Source organism: Arthrobacter sp. FW306-2-2C-D06B (assembly GCF_021789175.1).
GTDB lineage: Bacteria > Actinomycetota > Actinomycetes > Actinomycetales > Micrococcaceae > Arthrobacter.
In genome coordinates this window covers 2,057,391-2,079,616 of record NZ_CP084560.1, presented here as the reverse complement: position 1 = coordinate 2,079,616, position 22,226 = coordinate 2,057,391, and the positions used below count along the sequence as shown (strand labels likewise).

Below are 22,226 nucleotides of genomic sequence, written 5' to 3'. Positions count from 1 at the left end.
CTCACCATGACCATCACAACCATCGAAGAACTGACCATCGCCGATGTCCACGATGCACTCCTCGCAGGAACCTTCACCGTGCGGGAGCTCGTCGAGGCGTACCTGGAACGCATCCGCACCCTCGACGCCGAGGGGCCGGCACTGAACTCCATCGTCACCGTCTCCAGCACCGCCCTCGAAGAAGCCGACGCGCAGGACGCCTACCTCGCCGCGAACGGCAAGCTCTCCGGACCGCTCCACGGGGTCCCTGTCGTAGTCAAAGACCAGATCGAAACTGCCGGAATACCCACGAGCTTCGGCAGCGCCGCGACCGGCGCCTACACAGCCGCCCAGGACGCAACCGCGATCGCCCAGCTGCGTGTCGCCGGCGCGATCATCCTCGCCAAGACCACCATGCCGGACTTCGCCACATCTTGGTTCTCCACTTCCTCCAGGAGCGGGATCACCCGTAACCCCTACGACCTTGCCCGCGACCCGGGCGGATCCAGCAGCGGCTCCGCAGCCGCTGTCGCCGCCAACCTCGCCCTCGTGGGCATCGGCGAAGACACCGGCGGTTCCATCCGGCTGCCCTCTTCCTTCTGCAACGTCGTGGGACTCCGCGTAACGCCGGGCCTGATCAGCCGGACCGGGATGTCCTCCCTCGTCGTGCCGCAGGACACGGCCGGGCCCATCACCCGAACCGTCACGGATGCCGCCGTCGTCTTGGATGCACTTGTCGGCTTCGACCGGAAAGACCCTTACACCGCGGCGTACGCCATTGCCCGCCACTCCGGTACCTACGCCGAAGCCGTGGCCAAGAACGGGCTCGCCGGCAAACGCATCGGTGTGCTGCGCCAGGCCTTCGGCCCCGAGTCGGACGCAGAATCGGCGGAAGTCAACGACGTCATCCGCCAGGCCCTGGCTGCCGTGGAAGCGGCAGGAGCCCAGCTCGTTGATGTGGAAGTACCGAACCTGAACGACTACGTCGCCGACACTTCGGTGTACTTCTCACGGTCCCGCCAGGACATGAACGCCTTCATCGCCAAACGGCCCCAACTCGGCATCGACTCGATCGAACAGCTTCACGCGGAGGGCAAGTTTCACGAGAAGCTGGATCTGTTCGTCGGGATTGCGACCGGTCCGGCGACGGCAAAAGACGACCCAACGTACCCCGACCGGGTTGCCCTCCAAGGCGACTTCCAACGACTGGTGGCAGGAATCATGGCCGAACAAAAGCTAGACGCCATCTGCCTCCCGGACGTGAAACTCGCAGCCCCGAGCCAGGAAGACATCTTCGCGGACCGCTGGACATGCCTGACTTACCCGACCAACACCGTCATCGCCTCCCAGCTATTGTTCCCCGCCATCACCGTTCCCGCCGGATTCACCAGCCGCGGACTGCCCGTCGGGCTGGAAATCATGGCGCTGCCCTACTCCGAACCGCAACTGCTCGGACTGGCACACGGGGTCGAGAAGGCCACCGCGGCCCGCAGGGCACCCAGCCTGTCCCGGGTGAAAGCATGAAAGGCAAGACCTTGATCCCCCAGCTGACACTCAACTCGGACATGGGCGAGTCCTACGGGATCCATTCCTTCGGAAACGACGAAGCACTGCTGCCCCTCGTCGATTCCATCAACGTCGCCTGCGGCATGCATGCCGGTGATCCGAGCACGATGAACCGCATCGTCGCTGCGGCAGCCTCCGCCGGTGTCCGCGTCGGCGCCCACCCCGGCCTGCCGGATCCTGTCGGCTTCGGACGACGCGAAATGGTCTTGCGGAAAGACGAGGTCCGCGACCTGGTCCGGTATCAGGTTGGTGCATTGTGGGGATTCCTCGACTCCGCGGGGGTTCCCCTTAACCACATCAAGCCCCACGGTGCCCTGTTCGCCATGCTGTCCAGAAGCGAGGAACTCATGGACGCCCTCTGCGACGTGGCAGAGCAATTCAATGTGCCGGTCTACGGACTTCCGGCAACCTGCCACGAAACAACCGCGGCACGCCGGGGAATCCCCTTCATCGGCGAACTGTATGTCGACCTCGACTACAACGCCGACGGCACCGTCATCGTCAACCGCTCAAGCCATGTATCCGGGATAGCACAAGCCGTTCAACGCACCCACAGGTACCTGGAGGAAGGCACGATAGCTTCCGTCACGGGCGAAACCGTCAGAGTCAGGGCGGACACCATCTGCATCCACTCCGACCAGTCAAATTCCGTCGAACTGGCAACCGCAGTCCGGAAAGCCCTCAACGACTGATCCGCGCCCACCAAGCCCAACAAAGCCGGGTGCCCGATCAACTCGGGCACCCGGCGAAGGCGCAAAGAGCGGGTCTCCCGCTCGATCAAGTGGGGAATCGAGGACAATTTCCCGTTCACTAGTCACCAGGACCAGGTCCTGGACCATGGAGGCCGGAGTTAGACGCGTTCCGGGAAGGATTCGACTTTCGCGGGGGTCCGCTCAATGACGTCGGCCAGCGCGCCGTGATTCGATCCAGGATCTCCCGGTCCAGGATCAGCTCGGCGGCTTTGACAGTGTCATCGAGATGCTCGGGCGGTCACGATTACGGCGGGTGCGGGCCGCCGCCATTTTCGGCCCCGCCTAGGAAAGCGGAATGGCAAGTCCTGCCACATCAATCTTCCCGCCTACCGATACGATTGCGATTGGGTGGGAAGACCAACCAATGCAAAAAGTCAAGCTTTGTCAACAGTCCGGGGCCAATAGGCCCCTGAACTGCGGAAACACTGTGCCCGAGGTGGGACCGAACGGCATTCCAGGCTGCGGAAACACTGGGAACTCCCGAAAACATAGCCAATCCGAGCCAAACCGACCGATGTACGACCCAGTCCGAAGGCAAAAGTGTTGACACTGTCAACACACTGGGAATGCCAGCTTTATGGACTAGGGAGATCGGTCCGAGGTTCCGCCGGGCGCGCGGCTTATTTCCTGGCCGGACCGGCGGTCATGTATTCGCGCAGCCCAGGGATGGCGAAGTCCACGAGCCCGTAACCTGCCGGTTCGATCAGACCCGCATCCATCAAACGCGTCCGGTAGTTACCGACGGCGTTCGGCCGCATCCCGGTACGCCTCGAGGCCGCATGCAGATCGATCCGGTCAGCGCGCCGCAGGAACGTAGCTACTCCCTCGTTCAGCAAATCGGAAACAGCCGCAGGTAAACCCGCGAAAATCAGCCCGATCGGCAGGCCCTCGCGAATAAATGCTGGACATCCGCGGCCAGCTGGGACAACTCGACCCGGTCCGCCGCATGAATCTCATCCACCGTGGTGACCAACCCCGTCCCCCCCGCTCCGCCAGCAAACGCAAAAGCACCGCTCCCCGCCCCCGCCAATCGACCTGCTCCTCGGGCGCAAGCTGGGTCGTGACCGAGAACCGGGAGCCACCGACACCCCCGTCACCCGGCGGCCCGTCGGCGCATCCCCCAGTTCATTCGTCAGCCTGCGCATCGCCTCCCCGATACGGCCCAGGAATCCGCCGGTCGCGGTCCCGGACACCACCGCCCAGCCACCGGCCACGGCCAGGTCCTCGGCGGCACCGAGCATGACGGTCTTGCCGACCCCCTCGCCCCGGTAAAGATCGTCAGGAGCCCCGGCGCCCCCGACCCGATCCGCAGACCATAAGCGAACTCGTCGAGCACTCCGCCGCGCCCGATAAGATCCGGCGGCGTCGCCCCAGCCGTCGGTCGAAATGGGTTCTCAACACCGGTGCTGTGAATGTCGATGAATCTTATGAATCCTGTGAATCTCTCAATACCAACCCGCCCGCAGGTTACAGGACGCAAAGCAGTCAATAGTTCGAGAGCGAATGTGCACCGCTATCAGTAAAATATTTGAAGCTTCAACTAAATTGGGCGAGCTGTGTCCCGTCCATCCTTTCTCAATTTGGTTCGCCGCGGTTCGCCGCACTCCCCTGCTCGCAATCAACGAGGCCCGGTCTTGACAAATATCTGAGTGCAGTCATAATTGATTGTAATCACTCTCTTCGTGGCTCGTCCAAATATGCCGGTACTGACAAGAGTGCCCGGCGCGGCAGGGCAACGCCCCGAGATATCGCTACTAACCAAAACCCCCAGAAGGAGCATTACAGCATGCGGGCATTCGTCGTCACCAAGTACAAGGAGCCGCTGCGCGAAGCGGAGGTTGCTGAGCCGACTGTCGGCGAGAGCGACGTGCTCGTGGAGGTTCAAGCGGCAGGCCTGAACCAGTTGGACGAGAAGATCCGGCTGGGCGAGTTCAAGCAAATCCTCCCCTACAAGCTCCAGCTGATCCTCGGCAATGACGTGGCCGGCACCGTCCTGAAGGTCGGGTCTAGAGTGCGCGGGTTCAAGCCCGGTGATGAGGTTTACGGCCGCCCCGATAAGGACCGCATCGGCACGTTCGCCGAGCGCATCGCGGTCGCCGAGGACGATCTTGCGTTGAAGCCTGCATCGGCCAGCATGGAGGAGGCCGGCTCGCTGCCGCTGGTGGCGCTGACCGCATGGCAGGCCCTCGTTGAGCGGGGCAATGTGCGTCCCGGACAGAAGGTTCTCATTCACGCGGGAGCCGGTGGGGTCGGCTCTATCGCCGTCCAGCTCGCGAAGCACCTCGGCGCGACCGTTGCAACCACCGCGAGCGGCTCCAACGCCGGCTTCCTGCGCGACCTCGGAGCCGACATCGTGATCGACTACCGCACCCAGGACTTCGAGCAACTCCTCAGCGGCTACGACCTCGTGCTCGACAGCCTCGGCGGGGAGAACCTCGAGAAGTCACTGCGCATCCTCAAACCCGGCGGCAAGGCCATCGGTATCTCCGGACCGCCGGATCCGGCATTCGCCCGCGAAGCCGGGCTGAATCCTGCGCTTCGCCTGGCAATCACTGTACTCAGCACCAAAATTCGCCGGCATGCCAGGAAGCTTGGCGTCAGCTACGAGTTTCTCTTCATGCGCGCAAGCGGCGACCAACTTCGCCAGATCGCATCGCTGGTCGACGACGGCGTGCTGCGCCCCGTCGTAGGGAAGGTCTTCAGCTTCGACCAGACCCCAGAGGCGCTGCAGTACCTGGCCGAGGGCGCCATCCGCGGCAAAGCAGTCGTCGCCCTGACCAACTGAACCGCCATCTTTCCACCTCACAAACCACGCAGGAGAACAACCGTCATGGACAACACCGGAACCCCGCAGGACTCTGTCGTTACCTCGTACGCGATAGCACCTACCAAAGCCATCACAGCCGAAGGTGTCACCTACGCCTACCGGGAGCTGGGGCCGAAGGGCGGCATCCCCGTCCTGTTCTTCGTGCACCTAGCCGCCACACTGGATAACTGGGATCCCCGGATCATCGACCCGATCGCGAAGAACCGCCACGTCATCGCCTTCGACCAGCCCGGTGTCGGCGCTTCCACCGGGCAAGTTCCCCGCAACATCGAGGCAATGGCCGACGACTCCTACACCTTCATCAAGGCTCTCGGGTTCGACAAAATCGATGTCTTCTCCTTCTCATTGGGGGGCATGATCGCCCAGGACCTGGCCCTCAAACATCCCGACCTTGTCCGCAAGCTCGTGCTCACCGGAACCGGCCCTCGCGGCGGCAAGGATATCGACAAGGTCGTCGGCACCACCTACTGGGACATCCTCCGCGCAATCCTGACAAGGTCCGATCCCAAGGAGTTCCTGTTCTTCAACCGCAACACCACCGGCAAGCCCGCAGCGAAAGCGTTCATCAAGCGCCTCCAGGAGCGCAGCGCCGACCGTGACAAGCCGATCAGCACCCACGCATTCCAAACCCAGTTGAAGGCAATCCAGGCCTTCGGCCGCTCCGCCCCGTCAGACCTGTCCACACTCACGCACCCCACCCTCATCGCCAACGGCGACAACGACCGCATGGTGCCATCCGTCCTCTCCGAAGACCTGCACCGGCGCATCCAAGGATCGGAGCTGATCATCTACCCAGACTCCGGCCACGGCGGCATCTTCCAGCACCACGCCACATTCGCTCCAGCCGTCGTCGACTTCCTGGCCACCTGACCAGAAAATGCCGCTCCTGGAGGACTACACTCCTAACTGAGCCCAGTCAGTTAACTGGAGAAGAGAGAGGGGCCTGCATGCCTGTCGCATCCCAGCCGCTAGGACGGCGTGAGCGGAACAAGCAGCAGAAGCTGGACCGCATCACCGCCGCAGCCAGCGAGCTGTTCGCCAAGCACGGCGTGGAGGATGTCACCACCCAGCAGATCGCCGATAAGGCTGACATCGGCACCGGAACCCTGTTCCTCTACGCCAAGACCAAGGGAGAACTCCTCCTGCTCGTGCAGAACGCCCACTACGCTGAAGCGCTCGAACGGGGCCGGGCCGATGCTGAAACCATCCCGAATCCACTGGACGCAGTGATGGCCATCGTGCGGCCGATCGTGGAGTGCAACCGTATCCAAGTCGATAACGGACGCACTTATCTGCGGGAAATGGTCTTCGGCGACCCGGCCGAGCCGCAACACAGCCAGGCTCTCTCCATCGTCGCTCAGACCCAGGAAGCCATCGCCGCCGTCCTGGGCCGCGATGAACTTCTCAATGCCGATGATGCCGCAACAACCGCACGCATCGTCTCGGCGATCATGTTCCTCAGCATGGCAGTCAATGCAAATCCCGCTCTTCGCACCGAGGACATTGTGCAGGACATCAGCACCCAGATCCGCCTGCTCCTGCCCCGCTGACACCAACCTCCAGTTGTCACGGGGACTGTCCGTTTAACGGTGGATTCGGGATTGGCATTTAGTTGATTCTTCCTTCGAAGGTGATGGCGAAGGTGTTGAGGGCCGGTTTCCATCGCAGGGCCCAGGATGCCGCTGGGGTCTGCGGGCACCGCATAGAGGACTTGCTGAAGGGGGCAGAACGCCCCAATCCGATGTGTCTATGTCGTCGAAGGTCGAGCAGGAAAAGCAGGAAGCGGGAGCTTCAGTGCACTTCCGTGCTCCGTGGTGCGGCCAGTCTCGCTGCCTTTGGGGCGATGGGCGTCGGCACGGTGCGAGCGGCGATGACCAAGGTGAAGGCTGTTGCAAGGCCGAGAATCGCCCAGGCGTAGATCTCCCGGCCGGGGAGGTCGGTTGTTGCAAGCCAGCGGATGGCATAGTTCGTGGTCGCGCCCACGGGAAAGGTGAATACCCAAAACATTTGCGTGAAGGGAAGTTTGCGGTATTCGGGGAGGAGCATGACCTGCATCAGCACCATGATCAACAGGATGCCTGTAAGTCCGAGCTGAATCGCTCCCATGGGTCCTGGATGTGACACCATCCACGCGATGTTGGCCGTTGCCGGCGCAGCCAGATAGGCGGACAGTCCGACCTTGGCGGCCGGTAGCACCTCGCCGCCGGTCATCAGGCGGACGGTGACGACAGTTCCCATCACCAGCCAGAAGAACACTCCAACGCCGAACGCTGCCATGGCCGCACTATGGGCGTGGATGCTTGAGAACCCGATGCTGGCAACGAAGGATCCGGCCGCGACGGGCAGCAGGTAGCCGGGATGGATGGATTGCATGGATACCCCGCCGGTGACCCAGTGGGCGAGGAGCTGGGCAGCGACGACGGCAAGGCCGGCGATGAAAGCCACACACGGCCAGGCGCCCCATGGCGGCAGATACTGGCTGTAGTGGGACGAAAGCAGGATCCCGATGAGTGGGATGAAGGACGCAAAGGGCCCTGCCACTTCGTGTCGCAAGTCGGCCCGGAATGTTCCTTTTCGGCGAAGGCCCCGGACCACGTAGACGGCGGACAGGATCAACCACAGGGAGCCTGATGCCCCGTAAAGGATTTCTTCGGGCCACATCGGGGATCCGAGAGAGCTCCTCGCGGCGGACCATCCGCCGCCAAGACCGGCAAGCCCCAAGGGAATGCCGAAGCGGCTCAACGCCGGTATTCCCGACAGGGTGGCCCGGGACAAGACGCGATCCGTAGGGGCCGGCGTCAGCGCAACAGCGGTACCGGTATCAGTCATCTTGTCAGAGCGCCTGGTTGGTGGGTGAAGATGAGCAGCGTGCTCGTCGCGGTGGCGAGGAGTTCTCCCCCAGCGGTGCTGAGCCTGCCTTCGGTGAATATCACGCGCGAGCCGGTCTTCACGACTGACCCCACTGCGCGAAGAGCACCCTTCTGGAGTGTGATGGGTCGCAGATACTTGACCGCCAGGTCAATGGAGGTGTAACCGATCCCTGCTTCCAAGGTACTGTGTGCTGCGCAACCGAGCACCGTGTCAAGGAGCGTGCAGGCCAGGCCGCCGTGCACCATTCCGAGGGGGTTGTAGTGCGCTTCTCCCGGCCGGCACTGGAACTCGACGTGCCCGTATTTCGCATCGACGAGATCGAAATTCATGAGGGAAGCAATCGGCGGCGGCGCGATACTGCCGTCGCGGAGGCCGGAAAAGTAGTCCAGACCCGACAGCCGTGGCAGCTGTTCGAGCGCGATTGCCGGATCCGTCCAGGTGAAGGTTTCCGAGCGTTGCGCGGAGGCGTTCGGTGACACCAGGTGCCCTCCTTAGGTTCTCTGCAAGTCTTCAGGCGTTGCCGCGGTCATGCCGGGGAATTGGATGCCAGGACCGGGTACAGACCCGAGATCGGACCGGACAGGCCGAGCTTCACGCGGGCGCTGATCTCGTCCACGATGATCTCGTAATCACCGTGCTCGAGCCCATCGAATGACTTCCGTGCGACTTCCCCGGGGGAGGTCTTCGGGGCATCCACCCCCCTGGCCATGGCCGTGTCGATGTAGCCGACGTGAACACCGGTCACCTGGGTGCCTTGAGGTGCCAGTTCCACGCGGAAGGAGTTGGTCGCCGACCACAACGCGGCCTTTGATGCGCTGTAGGCGCCGGTGAGTGCGATCCAACTGAGCACCGAGTGGATGTTGAGGACCGCTGATGTCTCGCTCACGGCAAGCACCGGCGCGAATGCCCTGGTCATGGCGACGGGTCCGAAGAAGTTGGCCTCCATGACGTCGCGGATCTCCTCGTCGGAGAGTGCCAACAGAGTGTCGGATTCGACGCTCGTACCGGCGTTGTTGATCAGGACCGTGACGTCCTGGGCCTGGGCGACGGCGGCCCGGACCGAGTCAGCGTCGGTGACATCGAGAGTGAGAGGGACGACCCGGGCATCGTTCCACTCTTGCGGGCGGCGGGCGGTCGCGTACACCTTTGCAGCACCCCGGGCGAGGGCCTGCTCCACGAGCTCGCGGCCCAGTCCTCCGTTCGCGCCGGTGACAAGGACGACGGCACCAGATAGCTGTGGCATGGATTCTCCTACTGTCGGATGGGGCGGCGACGCGGTTGTCGCGGTCTCAGAACATCAGATTAGCCGAGTGAGTTGGATTTTCCAACTAACCTGTATACTTGGCGAGAGTACTGAAAGCAGGTGAACGATGAATAAGCTGGCCGAGAAGGCAGTAAATGCGCCGAGGGCGTGTTTCATTGCGGCAGGCCTCGACGTTTTAGGCGAACGGTGGGCCCTGCTCGCCCTTCGCGAGATGTCGTTGGGCGTTCACCGGTTCGATCAGATTGCGCGCAATACCGGCGCGTCCCGCGACATCCTGACGGACCGGCTGCGCATGCTCGAAAACCGTGGCGTGATTGAGCGTGTCCAGTACTCCGAGCGCCCCGCGCGCTACGAGTACCACCTCACAACCTCCGGAGCGGAAGTCGCGCCCATCCTCATTTCACTCGCGGCGTGGAGCAGCACATGGATGCGGGACGAGACGCCCCGCGCTTCTTACCGGCACAGTTGCGGGGCGGACCTGAAACCGGTGGTGTTGTGTGCGGAATGCGGTGAGGAGTTCACGCCAGGAAGTCTGTTACTGGGACCGCTTGTGTCAAGCGCGGGTACCGACCCGGCGTCCGGCCAGTAACCACAAAAACCGAACCGAGGACGACGGCGGCACATCCCGCCGTCGTTCTCTTGCCAAGGTTTGCGCCCGGCTTTTGCCGGCTGATTCAGGGGACTCAGCCCTCAAGTTCCTTTTCGAAGCAGACTGACGCCGGTATCGCCCGAGGTGCCCTACCGAACGCGGTTCATGTGCCCATGCCGAGGTGTGCTCCGCCTGCCACGTCGAGCGTTACGCCGGTGATGTAGCGGTTGTCGGGGTCGGCAAGGAAAAGGATGGCGCGGGCGACTTCGTCGGGTTCGGCGAACCGGCGCATTGGGAGTTCCGCGGCGCGTTTGGCCCGGTTGGCGATCGCATCCGGGCCGGAGTCTTTTGCGAACTGCGCCCACATAGGGGTGTTCACGGGACCGGGCGCAATGGCGTTGACGGAGATGCCGCGGGGTCCGAGTATCTCGGCGAAGGACCACATGATGTGAAGCACGGCGAGTTTGCTTGCGTTGTAGGGCAGGTAGTTGCGGCGGGCTTCCTTAGCGGCGACGGAGGAGAGGATGACGATGGCACCGGCAGTGCCGGCCTCAATCATTGACTGTGCCGTTTCCCGGACCATTGAGAATGTGCCGGAGGAGTTGATCCGCATGACGGATTCGTATTCTTCCGTCGTGGTTTCCATGATGTCAGGGGTGGTGCCCAAGACACCGGCGGCGTGAATGAGGGCGTCGATGCGCCCGTATTTGCTCGTAATGTCGCGGACGACGGCGGCGCATTGCTCTTCGGAGGTGACGTCGAGCGGGAAGAAAGCGGCTATCTCCTGGCCGTCTTTGGGGGCTCGGTCGGCTCCTATGATGAGGGCCCCTTCGGCTCTAAGCGCATCGATGACTGCGTCGCCGATTCCGCCGCTCGATCCGGTTACCAGAACGACGTGGTCTTTCAGGCTCATTTGTCATTTCCGCTCATGGGCTGGCTGATCCGCAGCGTCCCTGCGGTTGGTTTCTGGGCTGCTCTTTTCATCTGCCTGGTTCCTTACTTGGGGTGTTTGTACAAGGGTCCGCTTCCGGACGGCCTGTTGACGCACGTGATGCCTTTACGGTTTAGCTGTTGGCACTCGTGGCATGGCTTTCCCACTGCCGGCCATGTTGTTCCTCCGCGGGTAGTCCGGAGGCTGCGAGGATCCGATCGAGCAATCGCTGGGTATGAACGGCCTCGCGACCCGAGGTGAGCGGCTGCGCCCTGTCGGCCACGCGGTCGAGGAAGTGGTGGACGGCGGCGGAGAATCCGAGTGTGTCGGTTGCTGTTGCCCAGCCGTAGGCCTCGGCGCTGAGCTCGCGTGATGTGGTGACTCCGTTGACAGTGGTCGATACCGTTTCGGGTGCACGTACTTCCACGGTCTTTCCGTCGCCGTAAGCATCCAGTTTTTCGTTCCAGGCACCTGCGGTTCGAGCTGCCATCAGCACTCCGGTGTTGCCGGTGCTGAAGCGTATGATGGCCGCGACGCCGTCTTCTTGCCAAGGGTCATCGCCGGCTGCGTGCGCGGCCACGTCCACGGGTTCGCCGCCGCAGTACCAGCGGAGGAGATCGACCATGTGGATGGCGTTCTCGAACGTTGCGCGGTATTCCGAACCGGGGCGGTTCTTTTGGGCGACGCAGAAGGTAGCGCCCTTCTCGCCGAAGGCCTCGCGCCCTGCAATGTAGACAGGTGCGTAGCGGCGGTTGAAGTCGACCATCAGGATGCGGCCACGCTCCTCGGCGAGGTCCGCCAGACGTCCCGCCTCCTCGGTGGCCGGGGCCAGGGGTTTTTCGCAGAACACGTCGACGTCATAGTCCAGGCACAGCTGGACGGCGTGCGCGTGCTCGGACCGCGGCGTGAGGACGAAGACGGCATCCAGGTCCTGGGAAGCCAGCATGTCCTCTACTGACCGGTAGGCGGCGCCGAAACCCCAGCGCCGGACCAGGTTTCCCGGGTCCTCGCGGCGGGACACCAAGGCAGCCAGGTCAACATCATCGCGCTGGACGAGTGTGGGCAACTGGGCGATGGTGGCGATGTTGCCTGCGCCGATGACGCCGACGCGGAGGCGCTGCCCACTCATCGGGCCTTCTCCATTTCAGCGAGATCAGTGAGCATTCCGCGCAGGGCGGCCGCGGATTTCCGGAATCCGTCCTCGGGGGTTGGGAGGTCTTGCGGGTGCCAGCGGTACTCGTACTCGATGCTCAGCAGGTCATCGTAGCCGTAGCGCAGCAGCGCCGCGAGGATCTGGGGCCAGGGAAGGACGCCGGTGCCGACGACCCGTGATCGGACGGCGCGCTCGGACGAGTTGACGCGGGCGGTTTCCGTTGCGCGGAAGGCAGCGGAGGGATCGGTGAAAACGAGGTCCTTGACGTGTACGTGACCGACCAGATCGCCTTGAACATCAAAGGCCTGTTCGAACGTCTCGTCGTGGGTGAAGGTCAGGTTGGCCTGGTCGTAGAGAACACGAACGGCTGGGTGCGCAACCTCCCGGACGAGCGCTGCGGTTTCGGCCGCAGTCTGGGTCATGGTGCCGAAATGGTTCTCCACGCACAGACGCACTCCGGCCTGTTCAGCCTCAGGTGCCAGGGTCTGCAGGGCCTCCCGCAGTCTCGCCCATCGCCCGGCATGATCGGCGTCCCCCGGATGCCAGGATCCCGCGTACACGCGCACCCGGTCGGCCCCGAGCAGATGCGCGGTCTCAATCGCGCCACGGAATTCGTCTACTCCCCCGCGCCATTCACTCTCGTCCAGAGCGTTGATGGCCGTGGTGTAGGGGGTAAGGCCAATGATGGGCACGCCTTCATCTTCCGCTGCCCTCAATGCCTCCATTGCGGCGCGCCGGTCCCCCTGAGGGAGACCCGAAGTGTAGCCGTCCTGGTAAATGACTTCTGCGGCATCGAGCCCTGCGGCTCGGAAAAGCCTGATTGCCTGGGGGACCGTATGGTTCGGGGTGCCTAGCGTGTGGCCTGCCAGTCGCATTTTAAACGTCCTTCCTGAAAGTGTCTTGAGTTGCCGCCCAGTCCGCAGGACCGACCAGCCGCGGTGGGGTTGCGACCCGGGATCGGTCGACGATTTCCATCAGTAGCCCCCAGGGTGTGATGAAGTAAGTCCAGCGGTTGCCCGCCACCCGGGGACTGTCGCCGGCGACTTCCTTGCGCTCCCCGAGCACGCGTACTCCAGGGGTTTCCTGCAGCACGGCGACCGCTTCGTCTACGTCGTCCACAACGAAGCACAGGTGGTGGCCGCCTGCGTCGCAATGCCGTGGCGGGGTTTCCCGCCGTTCAGCGCTGCTCCATTCGAAAAGCTCGATGTTCAGGTTCGGAGGCAGTCGCAGCATGGCGAGGGTGAGCCGGGCATCAGCAGGGACATCGAAGTTCGTGGGCATGAACTCGGGGTCGGGTCCGCGGTCGGAGCGGTACAACTCCTCGGCACCGAGTACCCCGACGAAGAACCTGATTGCGTCCTCGAGGTTCGGAACTGTCAGACCGACGTGGTCGGTGTGCCGCAGCCCGGGCAGCCGGCGCAGCGTCCTTGCGTTGGCCCCGGTCATTTGCGCGGCCCTGAGGTGGAGGCGCGCACCAGAAGTTCAGGTTCCAGAACAACGTGGTCCACTGATCCGTTCAGGTTCTGCTTCTCCGCCAGCTCGATCGCGATGTTTCCCATGTCAGCAATCGGCTGCCGCACTGTGGTCAGAGGCGGGTTGAACCGGGCGCCCAATGCCAGGCCGTCAAAGCCCATGACCGATACGTCCTCCGGCACGCGGATACCGCTTTGGCCAAGGGCCGAGATCACCGCGAAGGCGACCATGTCATTGGCGGCGATAATCGCCGTCGGGGAATTCTCCATCTCAAGAAAGTGCTTTGCCGCGCGCGCCCCTGCGTCCGGATCGGAGCCGCTGTCGAGTACAAGGGGCGTGCTATTGCCTTCCGCTGACAGCTCCAGATACGCGTCCATCCGGTCCTGCGCAGTGTGGGTCCCGGAGATACCGGAAACGTAGCCGATCGAGGTGTGCCCCAGGGAACGCAGGTGCTCTAGGGCGAGGACTATTCCGCGGCGGCTGTCGACAGTGACGGTTGGAACGGAGGAGTCGCCTTCCACGCGGTCGATCACTACCACCCGGTGGCCAAAATCGAAGCGCTTGAGTGCGTCGGTATCGACTTTCGTCGAGGGCGCGACGATTCCGAAGGGGGCGTACATGGCCTGCATCGCGGTGAAGTACCCCTCGGTCTTTGCAGGGTCTCCGTTCGTGACACACAGCAGCAGCTGGTAGCCGCGCTCGTCAGCGGCCTGCGTCATGGTCTTGGCAAGTTCTGCGAAGAACGGGTTGGTGATGTCAGGCACGATCAGCGGGACGAAGGTGCTGGTCTTTCGACGCAACGCCTGGGCGAGCGGGCTCATCGTGTAGCCGAGCCCCTCGGCGATGCGGAGAATGTGCTCCCGGGTTTCGCTTTTTACCGCTTCCGGCCGGGAGAATGCCCGGGAAACCGTAGACCGGTGGACGCCGGCCGCCTTCGCGACAACGTCAATACTAAGGTCTGCCATCTTCTCTTCCTCCGTGGTCGTCATATGCCTCCCAAATCGGGCGCATCGCATCTTCAAGCTGGGCCAGTGTTGGCAGCCCTCGGAATCCATCTTCCAGTGTCTTCGCGACACGGCGTACAAACGGATCATAGAGAGGGTCACTGTCCAGATCGATCACGGCGGACTCCGTCGCCCCGTCCAGCGTGGTGAACGCGGCAGAACCGTCTGAGTCGACAGAGGCGAATCCCGCCTCGCCTGCGGACGTGTAGCTGCAGTATCGCTTCAACGGCGAACCCGGGAATGCGTACCCCACCTCGATGATGGCTTCACGCCCGCTCGGGGTGGTAATGATGAGGCTGGCATGGTCCTCAACGCCCGCACCGTGCAGAACGGAAGAGAGCCGGGAATCGACGTTCTCCGCTGACTCGTTACTGCCCTGCAGGAAGAGATCGACAAAATGGGGTGCCAGATTCGCCAAGCAACCACCACCTGCAGCAGCGGGGTCCAGCATCCAAGGATTACCGTTATCCAGGTACCGCGAGGGCGGCCCGGCAATAAAGGACATTCTTTGGTACGTCGGACGACCGGCCTTGGCCAGCCAACGGGCGGCGGGGCCGCCCCGCTGAACGAACGGGACTGTCGCCGGCACGCCGGCCGCTTCCGCGGCCTTGCGCACCTGGACAAGTTCCGCAAGGGACGTGCCTAGAGGCTTCTCCACCACGAACGGAATGCCGCGCTCGATCAGCGCAAGACACTTTTCCGCCATGCCATTGTGCGGGCCGAAGACATAGGCAAGCCCGAGATCCGGCAGATCCACCAGGCTCCGCCAGTCAACCTCCACCGGAGCGCTCCACGCCTCCGCAAGTCCCCGGACGAACGATACATCCTCGTCACTGATGCCGACCACCTCGTGTTCTTCGCCGATCGCCCGCGCACAGAGCGGGACGTGCCAGTGCGAAGCACCAAGGATGATCGTGCGTGGTCCACTCATCTGCGAGCCCCTTTGCTAAGTATGAGATCGATTGCTGAGATCGGTTGCAATAACACTATGGATGGTGGGAGAGTTTGTCAACGACACTTCAACAGCGGCCCAGGAATGCTCCGGAATTAGGAAGCTGCCTGGGCCGGAAGAAAGGCCAGAAATGTACAAGAAACTTCGCACCCTGCAGACCATCGACGAATCCGGTGCCGTCCTCATCGTCCGCCTCGAGAACGCTGACGTGGCAGAACGCGTCGCCGAAGCGGCGATCGCCGGAGGTTTTCGCGCCCTTGAAATCACGCTTTCGATCCCGGGTGCGGTGGACGTGATCCGACGACTCTCTGCCAAGCACGGGCCCAGTGGAGTAGCGATCGGAGCCGGAACGGTTCTGGACGAGCACTCAGCCTATGAGTGCATCCGCGCCGGTGCTGATTTCCTGGTCAGTCCCCAACTGAACCCGGCGATGATCCGGATGGCCAACCGGTACCAGGTGCCGACAATCAGCGGGGCGTATACACCGACGGAACTTGTCGAGTCCGCCGAAGCCGGCGCGGACATTCTCAAGGTCTTTCCCACCGAAGCCGGCGGCATCCCCTACGTGAAGTCGGTCCTCGCCCCGCTGGCGCACCTGCCGGTCATGCCGGCAGGCGGCGTCACCCCGGGGAATGTCTCCGAATGGTTCGCCGCCGGAGTCGCCTGCGTTGGGGTCGGCAGCGCCGTGACCAAAGCATGGCAGTCCGACGGCGACTTCTCCCGTGTCACCGAGGCCGCCAGGGAGTTCCTGTCGGCAGTGGCAGAGGCACGCAAGTGATGGTCCCCAAAGTCTTCATTGTCATCGGCCCTGCAGGATCCGGAAAGACAACCATTGCCCAGCAAACAGCAAAGGAGCACGGAGCTGCGTATCTGGACAAGGACCGGGTCTGTGGCCGCCTTGTCGAGTTTGCCTTGAAGGCAGCCGGACACGACCCCAGCGATCGGGAATCCAATGGGTTTTACCGGGAGAATGTTCTGCCCCTGGAGTACGAGACGCTCATGGATATAGCCGGAGCGAATCTGCGACTGGGACGATCGGTCGTACTCGACGCGCCCTTCGGTGCGTACTTCGCCGTGCCGGACTACCTGACGCGGGCCGCGGAAGAATTCCACTGGCCTCCCACGGAGACCACGGTGGTGCGGGTGCAGGTCCCCCAGGATACTCTCCGGGGCCGACTCATTCAGCGGGGCCTGGAGAGGGACCGCTGGAAACTTGCCCATTGGGACGAGTACTGGGCAACGTACGGCAGCTTGGACTGCACCTGGTCCGGAGTCCGTTTCCTTGATCTCAACAATGAGGAGTCCCTGCCAAGTCAGGGATGACTGTTCAGGTCCGGCTCGTGTGGATAGGCCCCCGCTTGTCCTCCCGTTATGTGCTGGCGACAGGTTTGGACCTCCGTTCGCTGAATCGAAAATGACCGTTGACAGAGCGGGCAAGCCTACGTATTGTTGTCTGCAACCGATCTCAGCAACCGATCTCATTTATGAGGCTGTTGCAATCGATCTCACGGGAGAGAGGCAGGATCAGGTTCTTTCCCAACTGCAAGTCAGGCAGCGCCTATGTGTTGCGCCGTCACTCGGCTTTGGAGTCGGCTGTGCGGTCGAGCCGAGTTACAGCCGGACCAGAACCCCACACCGTTTCAGGTGTCCGGGAATTCCAATACCCCTCCGCAGCAAATGTGAAAATATGGAGAGTTCAATGAAGACCTCACAAGAAGCCTTCGGCAGTCCTGGCGCTTCGGGATTTGCGGAAGTATCCGCGCGACCTCGCCGCAACGTGAATATGGTGGCCGGAACGATCGGCCACTTCGTCGAGTGGTACGACTGGTACATTTACGGGCTGCTCGCAGCGGTGTTCTCAACCCAGATATTTCCCAGCGGTTCCCAGTTCGCCTCCCTTATCGCAGCACTGCTCACCTACGCGGTCGGATTTGTTGTGCGCCCGCTGAGCGGAGTCATCATTTCTCCTCTCGCCGACCGTTTCGGCCGCCGGCGCATCCTGACACTGTCCATCTCCGGAATGGCGCTCGGTGCTCTGATCATCGGCCTCACACCCTCATTTGCGACCATCGGCTATGGGGCGCCGATTCTTTTCCTGGTGGCACGCATCCTCCAGGGAATCTCGGCTGGCAGTGAAGCGCAGAGCGCCATCGCATTCATGGTCGAACACGCTCCCGCGAACCGCAGGGGTCTGTTTGGTTCCTTTTCCAACACGGCGAGCGGTCTCGCGACCCTTGCGGCGACCGGCGCCGCAGCCATGGTGACATCAGCCTTTGCCCCGGCGGACCTCGCCGCCTGGGGTTGGCGCATCCCGTTCGTCGCGGGCGGCATCCTCGGCGTCGTCGGCCTCATCTTGAGGGCCCGGGCAGAAGAGACCCCCGAATTCGAGGCGACCGCCCTCGTCGATCAAAAGTCCGCGGCGGCCCGCCTGATGGACCTGCTTCGCGAACACCCCAAGGCGCTGCTGCAGGCGGCAGCCCTCTCCGCCCCGGCCGTCGCCTACTACACCTGGGCCACCTTCCTCCCCACCTACGCCAAGCTGACCAGCGGCCGGGACCTTGGATCCACGCTGACCGGGAACGTTATCGGACTGGCCTTGCTCGTTGTGATTGTGCCGATCTGCGGCGCACTGTCCGATCGACTCGGCCGACGCAAAATCTTCCCCATCATCGGTGCCATCGGCATGATCGTACTCTTCTACCCCCTCCTCCTCCTGTTGAACCAGCCGGGCTTTGGCGTCTACGTTCTGGTATCGGCGTCCGGGTGGGTGGTTCTCGGTATCTGGCAGGCCGTCTACCCGACCATTCAGGCCGAGCTGTTTCCCGCCGCGGTGCGGGTCTCCGGCATCGGGTTTGCACACCAGATCGTCATCGCCGTCTTCGGCGGCACCGCACCACTGATCGCCGCTGCGTTCGTTGGCGCCGGACAGCCCATGCTTGTCGCGGTCTACATGATTGTCGTCGTCGCCCTCTGCCTCATCGTCTACTTCACCCTCCCGGAGACCGGCAGCCAGGCCGGCCGCGCCACCGTTGCGCTTGCTGACGCCGAGGTACTTGAAGGCGAGCACCTACTGGCGGCCCCATCGCCGGCAACCGACGAGAAGCGCTTGCGTTAGGCACGCTTAGTCCCGGTAAATCCGTGGCGGCTCGATTGGGCAAGTGGGTGTATCAGCCCCGGGGCCTGTCGAGCCGCCCGGCGCATACAGCGGACGATTCCCCGGCGTCAGGGTCGAAATTTACATTTGAATTGAGATGAAGTAACCCTTTCCATAGGCGCAGGACTGAGAAGGAGCAATTTATGATTATTAATACGTTTTCCTATCTATGGTCATCTACAGCCATTGATGCGATCGCCGAACTAACCGAGAATGGCTACCGAACTTTTGAAGTTCCGGTGAGCTCTCCACACTGTTGGCCCGATGACATATCCGGCTCGGAGCGTTCTGCAATCAGTCCACGGCTCAACGACTACGGCGCAAAAATCAGGTCGCTGAATGCCGGCGGATATGACATCAATTTGGCCAGCCCTGGCGCCAACATGCGCCGCAAGAGCATTGAGCACATCCAGTCGGTGATCGACCTGGCTGCAGCTTGGGACGTCCGCGAGGTCGTGATATCCCCCGGCACAAGACGCCCCATGATCTCACCCTCACTCGAAAAGACGTACGGGTGGATGTACGAGAGTCTGGAAAGCCTCATTCCGCTCGCCAAACAGGCCGGAACGAGGTTGCTTTTCGAAAACACCCCGTACTGCTTCACCCCCACCATCCAGGAGCTGGTCGGCGTCGTAAACGAGATCAACGATGATTCAGTCAAGATCGTCTACGATGTCGCCAATGCTGCCTACATAGGGGAGGATCCCGTAGCGAGTTTGCTCTCCAATCACGAATCAATAGGGCTAGTGCATATCTCCGATACCGGCAGGGAAACCTGGGGTCATGATCCAATCGGCACTGGAGTGATCGACTGGGACGGGTTGGGTAAGGCCGTCAAGACAACCTGCGGAATCAATAACGTTGTTCTTGAGATAATTCGCGAAGAGAACCCCGTACAGGAATTTAAGAAGGCAATGCAGGATCTTAAAAATCAAGGCTGGGAACTAGAGAATTAAGCACTGCATTCGAGATCGCGATAATTTTCCTATGAACCCCTATCAAAAAGGAGTATGTACGGTGAGAGCTTTGGTGAGTGGCGGAAGTAGCGGCATAGGCGCGTCTACGTGCCTGAGACTCGCAGAGGCGGCTCTTGGTCGGGGCGCGCACCCGATGATTGCGGTGTGTGGCCACGAATCGAACAGCGGCCAGGAGCAAGTAGTTCGTTCCATCCAGTCAATGGGGGGCACCGCCATCGCATTGGCAGGCGACCTCGGAGATCCTGACGTGCCAAATCAACTGGTAGAAGCTGCGGTAGCGGAGTTCGGCGGCTTGGACGCGTTGGTAGCGAATGCCGGTATCGCGAGCCCCGCTGCGATCTGTGACCTATCCGTGGAGGACTGGGAGAGCATGTTCTCGGTCAACCTCCGCGGGCCGTGGCTTCTTGCCAAAGCAAGCTACCCACATTTGAAGCAGAGCCGCGGCTCCGCTTGTTTCACCTCTTCAATGTCTGGTCAGCTACCACACGCCGGATCAGGTGCTTACAGTCCCAGTAAAGCTGCGTTGACGATGCTGGCCCAAACACTTGCGCTGGAATGGGCACCTGACGGGATTCGTGTAAATGTAGTCTCCCCGGGTATGACTCATACTCGGATGACTGAAAAAATGTATGAAGATCCCAAAATCAAAAAGGCAAGGGAAGACATTATCCCGTTGTCAAGAATTGGCGATCCCATGGACATCGCCAACGTGATCGAATTCCTTGTAAGTCCGCTATCGGGCTATGTAACCGGCCAAGACATCTGCGTTGATGGTGGTTTCTCTAAGTCTATTCTCAGCCATATTCCTGGTCGGCCCAGCTCCAAATCTTGACGCCCGAATCGAACGGCACCGCGTGAATTGACGTAGCCTCGGCTTGGAATCGGACCGGCCCCATTTCTACACCCATAATGAATGCCCGCGTTTACCCGACCTTGGCCGGTAAGCACGTGAGCATCGCCGCCGAGGGCACCCTGAGGCTGCTCTCCTTCGATGCCTGGACCATGGCTGAGATCTTTGAAGGAGCTCGGAACCTCTTCCCCTAACTCAGTCCGCCCTCTCCCAGCGGGCAGCGATTGACCCCGCACCGCTTACCCGCACAGTTGCCTACACACATCGAGGTAACGTCCGTGCCCGGTTCCGCGGATGAACTTGGCCACGTGGGGACGGGGCGGGGAACAGTGTGTCTGCTCCCCGCCCCGTTGGCATCGGACCCGGCTCCTGCGCCCGACTTTCGGGTTACCTGTTGCGATGGAATATGCAGGGCCTGGTATCCGATGCGGCCTTTTGGAGGCAATCTCTCAGTCTCTGATTCGGTTTCGAAGGGTCCCTGGGGCGGCTGCGCGGAGATGTGTCGGTGTGTCTGGCATTCCTCCGCGTCAGGCCCCGGGCAGGGGTAGGAGCCTGATTCGTGGTGGGCTCTCTCAGTGGGCCAGAGCGGGTTCGCCCAGCTGGTGCTTTTCCGCCTCGGCAGGCACGAAACCTGCTTTTAGCTCGGATTGGAGCTTGTCGGTGTCGAGCGCGTGCTGCCACTTGGCTATGGCGACGCACGAGACGATGTTGGCCACGGTGCTGGTGAGGGCGCGGGCTTCGCTCATGAAGCGGTCGATGCCGACGATGAGGGCCACGCCCGCAACCGGAAGCGTGGGCATGACCGTCAGGGTCGCGACAAGGGCGACGAAGCCGCTGCCTGTGACGCCCGCCGCACCTTTGGAGGTCAACAGCATCATGCCGAGCATGAGCAGGATCTGGTCCCAGCTCAGGTGGATGTCGCAGGCCTGGGCGATGAACATCGAGGAGAGCGTCAGGTAGACGGCGGTGCCGGTGAGGTTGAAGGAGTAGCCGGTCGGGACCACGAGGCCAACCACGCCGCGGTCGCAGCCGATGCGTTCAAGCTTGGAGAGCAGGCGCGGAAGGACAGGTTCGCTTGAGGACGTGGCGAGGACGATCAGGAACTCATCGCGGAAGTAGCGCAGGATCCGCCACAGGCTGAAACCGGTCAGTTTAGCCAGGATGCCGAGGACGACAACCACGAAGACGATGCACGCGGCGTAGAAGGCGAGGATCAGCATCCCGAGGTTGCCGATCGAGTGGGCTCCGTACTTGCCGACCGTGAACGCCATGGCGCCGAACGCCCCGATGGGGGCGACCTTCATGAGGAAGCCGAACACGACGAACAGCAGCTTGTTGAAGCTGTTGACCAGGTTCAGCGCCAGCTGGCCGGGTGCGCCGAGCTTGCTGAAGGCGAACCCGCAGAGCAGGGCGATGACGAGCACGGGCAGGACTTCGCCGTTGGCGAAGGCCCCGACGAAGCTGGTGGGGATGATGCTCAGCAGGAAGTCCACCGGGTTGCTGCTGGGTAGCTGGGTTGTGTACTTCGAGGCGACAGAGGTATCGAGGTGGGCTGGGTTGATATGCATTCCGGCGCCCGGCTGGAACAGCATGACCGCGCCCAAGCCGATGGCCAGGGCCACCAAGGTGAGCACGTAGAACAGGCCCAGCGAACGCAGCAGGGTCGGACCGACCTTCTTGGTGTCGGTCAGGGAGGTGATGCCGCTGACGATGGTGCAAAAGACAATCGGCGCGATCATGAACTTGACGAGCTTCACGAAGCCGTCGCCGAGCGGCTTGAGGGAGGAACCGAGGTCAGGCCACAGCGCGCCGACGAGGATGCCGAGCGCGACGCCGATGAGCACCTGGACATAGAGGTGTCCGAGGATGGATTTGATCTTCATT

At 62.3% G+C, this 22,226-nt stretch carries 23 protein-coding genes; 12 read left to right on the top strand and 11 right to left on the bottom strand.

What is annotated here, in order from left to right; genetic code table 11:
- The first annotated feature begins 6 nt into the window (after positions 1 to 6).
- Together LFT47_RS09675 and pxpA are read left to right on the top strand one after the other, a co-directional pair.
- A complete protein-coding gene (locus LFT47_RS09675) occupies positions 7 to 1,503 on the top strand; it encodes an amidase (protein WP_236817699.1) in 1,497 nt (498 codons plus the stop codon).
- Positions 1,500 to 2,237: a 5-oxoprolinase subunit PxpA gene (gene pxpA, locus LFT47_RS09670; RefSeq protein WP_236817697.1), complete on the top strand. Its 738-nt coding sequence runs from the start codon at positions 1,500 to 1,502 to the stop codon at positions 2,235 to 2,237. The genes LFT47_RS09675 and pxpA overlap by 4 nt, the downstream gene beginning before the upstream one ends.
- A gap of 680 nt (positions 2,238 to 2,917) precedes the next feature.
- Here the strand turns inward: pxpA and LFT47_RS09665 are convergent.
- Positions 2,918 to 3,055, bottom strand: a complete 138-nt coding sequence (locus LFT47_RS09665) for a hypothetical protein (RefSeq protein ID WP_236817695.1) — start codon at positions 3,053 to 3,055, stop codon at positions 2,918 to 2,920.
- A 1,028-nt stretch (positions 3,056 to 4,083) separates the two neighbouring features.
- Here LFT47_RS09665 and LFT47_RS09660 point away from each other — a divergent pair.
- The 3 genes from LFT47_RS09660 (at position 4,084) to LFT47_RS09650 (ending at position 6,674) form a co-directional block, all read left to right on the top strand.
- Positions 4,084 to 5,082, top strand: a complete 999-nt coding sequence (locus LFT47_RS09660; RefSeq protein WP_236817693.1) for an NADP-dependent oxidoreductase — start codon at positions 4,084 to 4,086, stop codon at positions 5,080 to 5,082.
- Between the two features lie 45 nt (positions 5,083 to 5,127).
- A complete protein-coding gene (locus tag LFT47_RS09655; protein WP_236817691.1) occupies positions 5,128 to 5,994 on the top strand; it encodes an alpha/beta fold hydrolase in 867 nt (288 codons plus the stop codon).
- 77 nt (positions 5,995 to 6,071) lie between these two features.
- The gene (locus LFT47_RS09650) at positions 6,072 to 6,674 is read left to right on the top strand and encodes a TetR/AcrR family transcriptional regulator (RefSeq protein WP_236817688.1); all 603 of its coding nucleotides are present in this window, start codon (positions 6,072 to 6,074) and stop codon (positions 6,672 to 6,674) included.
- A gap of 241 nt (positions 6,675 to 6,915) precedes the next feature.
- Here the strand turns inward: LFT47_RS09650 and LFT47_RS09645 are convergent, their stop codons facing one another.
- The 3 genes from LFT47_RS09645 to LFT47_RS09635 are packed head-to-tail and all read right to left on the bottom strand — an operon-like array spanning position 6,916 to position 9,238.
- Positions 6,916 to 7,953 carry a TDT family transporter gene (locus LFT47_RS09645; RefSeq protein ID WP_236817686.1) on the bottom strand — a complete coding sequence of 346 codons (1,038 nt, stop codon included), beginning with the start codon at positions 7,951 to 7,953 and terminating at the stop codon, positions 6,916 to 6,918.
- Entirely contained in the window at positions 7,950 to 8,474 is a 525-nt protein-coding gene (locus tag LFT47_RS09640) for a PaaI family thioesterase (protein ID WP_236817684.1), read from the bottom strand. Before LFT47_RS09640 ends, LFT47_RS09645 begins: the two co-directional genes overlap by 4 nt.
- Positions 8,475 to 8,521: 47 nt before the next feature.
- Positions 8,522 to 9,238 carry an SDR family oxidoreductase gene (locus tag LFT47_RS09635; RefSeq protein WP_236817682.1) on the bottom strand — a complete coding sequence of 239 codons (717 nt, stop codon included), beginning with the start codon at positions 9,236 to 9,238 and terminating at the stop codon, positions 8,522 to 8,524.
- 127 nt (positions 9,239 to 9,365) lie between these two features.
- On the opposite strand from LFT47_RS09635, the gene LFT47_RS09630 reads away from it, so the two are divergent.
- Positions 9,366 to 9,848: a winged helix-turn-helix transcriptional regulator gene (locus LFT47_RS09630; protein WP_236817680.1), complete on the top strand. Its 483-nt coding sequence runs from the start codon at positions 9,366 to 9,368 to the stop codon at positions 9,846 to 9,848.
- Between the two features lie 163 nt (positions 9,849 to 10,011).
- Here LFT47_RS09630 and LFT47_RS09625 read toward each other — a convergent pair whose 3' ends face one another.
- The 6 genes from LFT47_RS09625 to LFT47_RS09600 form a co-directional block, all read right to left on the bottom strand.
- Positions 10,012 to 10,761 carry an SDR family NAD(P)-dependent oxidoreductase gene (locus LFT47_RS09625; protein WP_236817679.1) on the bottom strand — a complete coding sequence of 250 codons (750 nt, stop codon included), beginning with the start codon at positions 10,759 to 10,761 and terminating at the stop codon, positions 10,012 to 10,014.
- 151 nt (positions 10,762 to 10,912) lie between these two features.
- Positions 10,913 to 11,908, bottom strand: a complete 996-nt coding sequence (locus LFT47_RS09620) for a Gfo/Idh/MocA family protein (protein WP_236817677.1) — start codon at positions 11,906 to 11,908, stop codon at positions 10,913 to 10,915.
- Positions 11,905 to 12,807, bottom strand: coding sequence for a sugar phosphate isomerase/epimerase family protein (locus tag LFT47_RS09615; RefSeq protein WP_236817675.1), 903 nt, complete (start codon positions 12,805 to 12,807; stop codon positions 11,905 to 11,907). The genes LFT47_RS09620 and LFT47_RS09615 overlap by 4 nt, the downstream gene beginning before the upstream one ends.
- 1 nt (position 12,808) lies before the next feature.
- Entirely contained in the window at positions 12,809 to 13,378 is a 570-nt protein-coding gene (locus LFT47_RS09610; RefSeq protein ID WP_236817673.1) for a VOC family protein, read from the bottom strand.
- A complete protein-coding gene (locus LFT47_RS09605; protein WP_236817671.1) occupies positions 13,375 to 14,394 on the bottom strand; it encodes a LacI family DNA-binding transcriptional regulator in 1,020 nt (339 codons plus the stop codon). Before LFT47_RS09605 ends, LFT47_RS09610 begins: the two co-directional genes overlap by 4 nt.
- The gene (locus tag LFT47_RS09600) at positions 14,357 to 15,340 is read right to left on the bottom strand and encodes a Gfo/Idh/MocA family protein (protein WP_236817669.1); all 984 of its coding nucleotides are present in this window, start codon (positions 15,338 to 15,340) and stop codon (positions 14,357 to 14,359) included. The genes LFT47_RS09605 and LFT47_RS09600 overlap by 38 nt, the downstream gene beginning before the upstream one ends.
- 151 nt (positions 15,341 to 15,491) lie before the next feature.
- Between LFT47_RS09600 and LFT47_RS09595 the strand changes: the two genes are divergently transcribed.
- From LFT47_RS09595 to LFT47_RS21375, 6 genes are all read left to right on the top strand, one after another.
- Positions 15,492 to 16,139 carry a bifunctional 4-hydroxy-2-oxoglutarate aldolase/2-dehydro-3-deoxy-phosphogluconate aldolase gene (locus LFT47_RS09595; RefSeq protein ID WP_236817663.1) on the top strand — a complete coding sequence of 216 codons (648 nt, stop codon included), beginning with the start codon at positions 15,492 to 15,494 and terminating at the stop codon, positions 16,137 to 16,139.
- Positions 16,139 to 16,684 (top strand): AAA family ATPase, encoded by a 546-nt coding sequence (locus LFT47_RS09590; protein WP_236818494.1) that lies wholly within the window; start codon positions 16,139 to 16,141, stop codon positions 16,682 to 16,684. The genes LFT47_RS09595 and LFT47_RS09590 overlap by 1 nt, the downstream gene beginning before the upstream one ends.
- A 376-nt stretch (positions 16,685 to 17,060) precedes the next feature.
- Positions 17,061 to 18,476, top strand: coding sequence for an MFS transporter (locus LFT47_RS09585; protein WP_236817661.1), 1,416 nt, complete (start codon positions 17,061 to 17,063; stop codon positions 18,474 to 18,476).
- Between the two features lie 182 nt (positions 18,477 to 18,658).
- Positions 18,659 to 19,471: a sugar phosphate isomerase/epimerase family protein gene (locus LFT47_RS09580; protein ID WP_236817659.1), complete on the top strand. Its 813-nt coding sequence runs from the start codon at positions 18,659 to 18,661 to the stop codon at positions 19,469 to 19,471.
- A gap of 31 nt (positions 19,472 to 19,502) precedes the next feature.
- Positions 19,503 to 20,324: an SDR family NAD(P)-dependent oxidoreductase gene (locus tag LFT47_RS09575; protein ID WP_236817651.1), complete on the top strand. Its 822-nt coding sequence runs from the start codon at positions 19,503 to 19,505 to the stop codon at positions 20,322 to 20,324.
- A gap of 77 nt (positions 20,325 to 20,401) precedes the next feature.
- Positions 20,402 to 20,536, top strand: coding sequence for a hypothetical protein (locus tag LFT47_RS21375; RefSeq protein WP_272909623.1), 135 nt, complete (start codon positions 20,402 to 20,404; stop codon positions 20,534 to 20,536).
- Positions 20,537 to 20,914: 378 nt separating this feature from the next.
- On the opposite strand, the gene dctA is transcribed toward LFT47_RS21375, so the two are convergent.
- Positions 20,915 to 22,225 carry a C4-dicarboxylate transporter DctA gene (gene dctA / locus LFT47_RS09570; RefSeq protein WP_236817649.1) on the bottom strand — a complete coding sequence of 437 codons (1,311 nt, stop codon included), beginning with the start codon at positions 22,223 to 22,225 and terminating at the stop codon, positions 20,915 to 20,917.
- Between the last annotated feature and the right edge of the window lies 1 nt (position 22,226).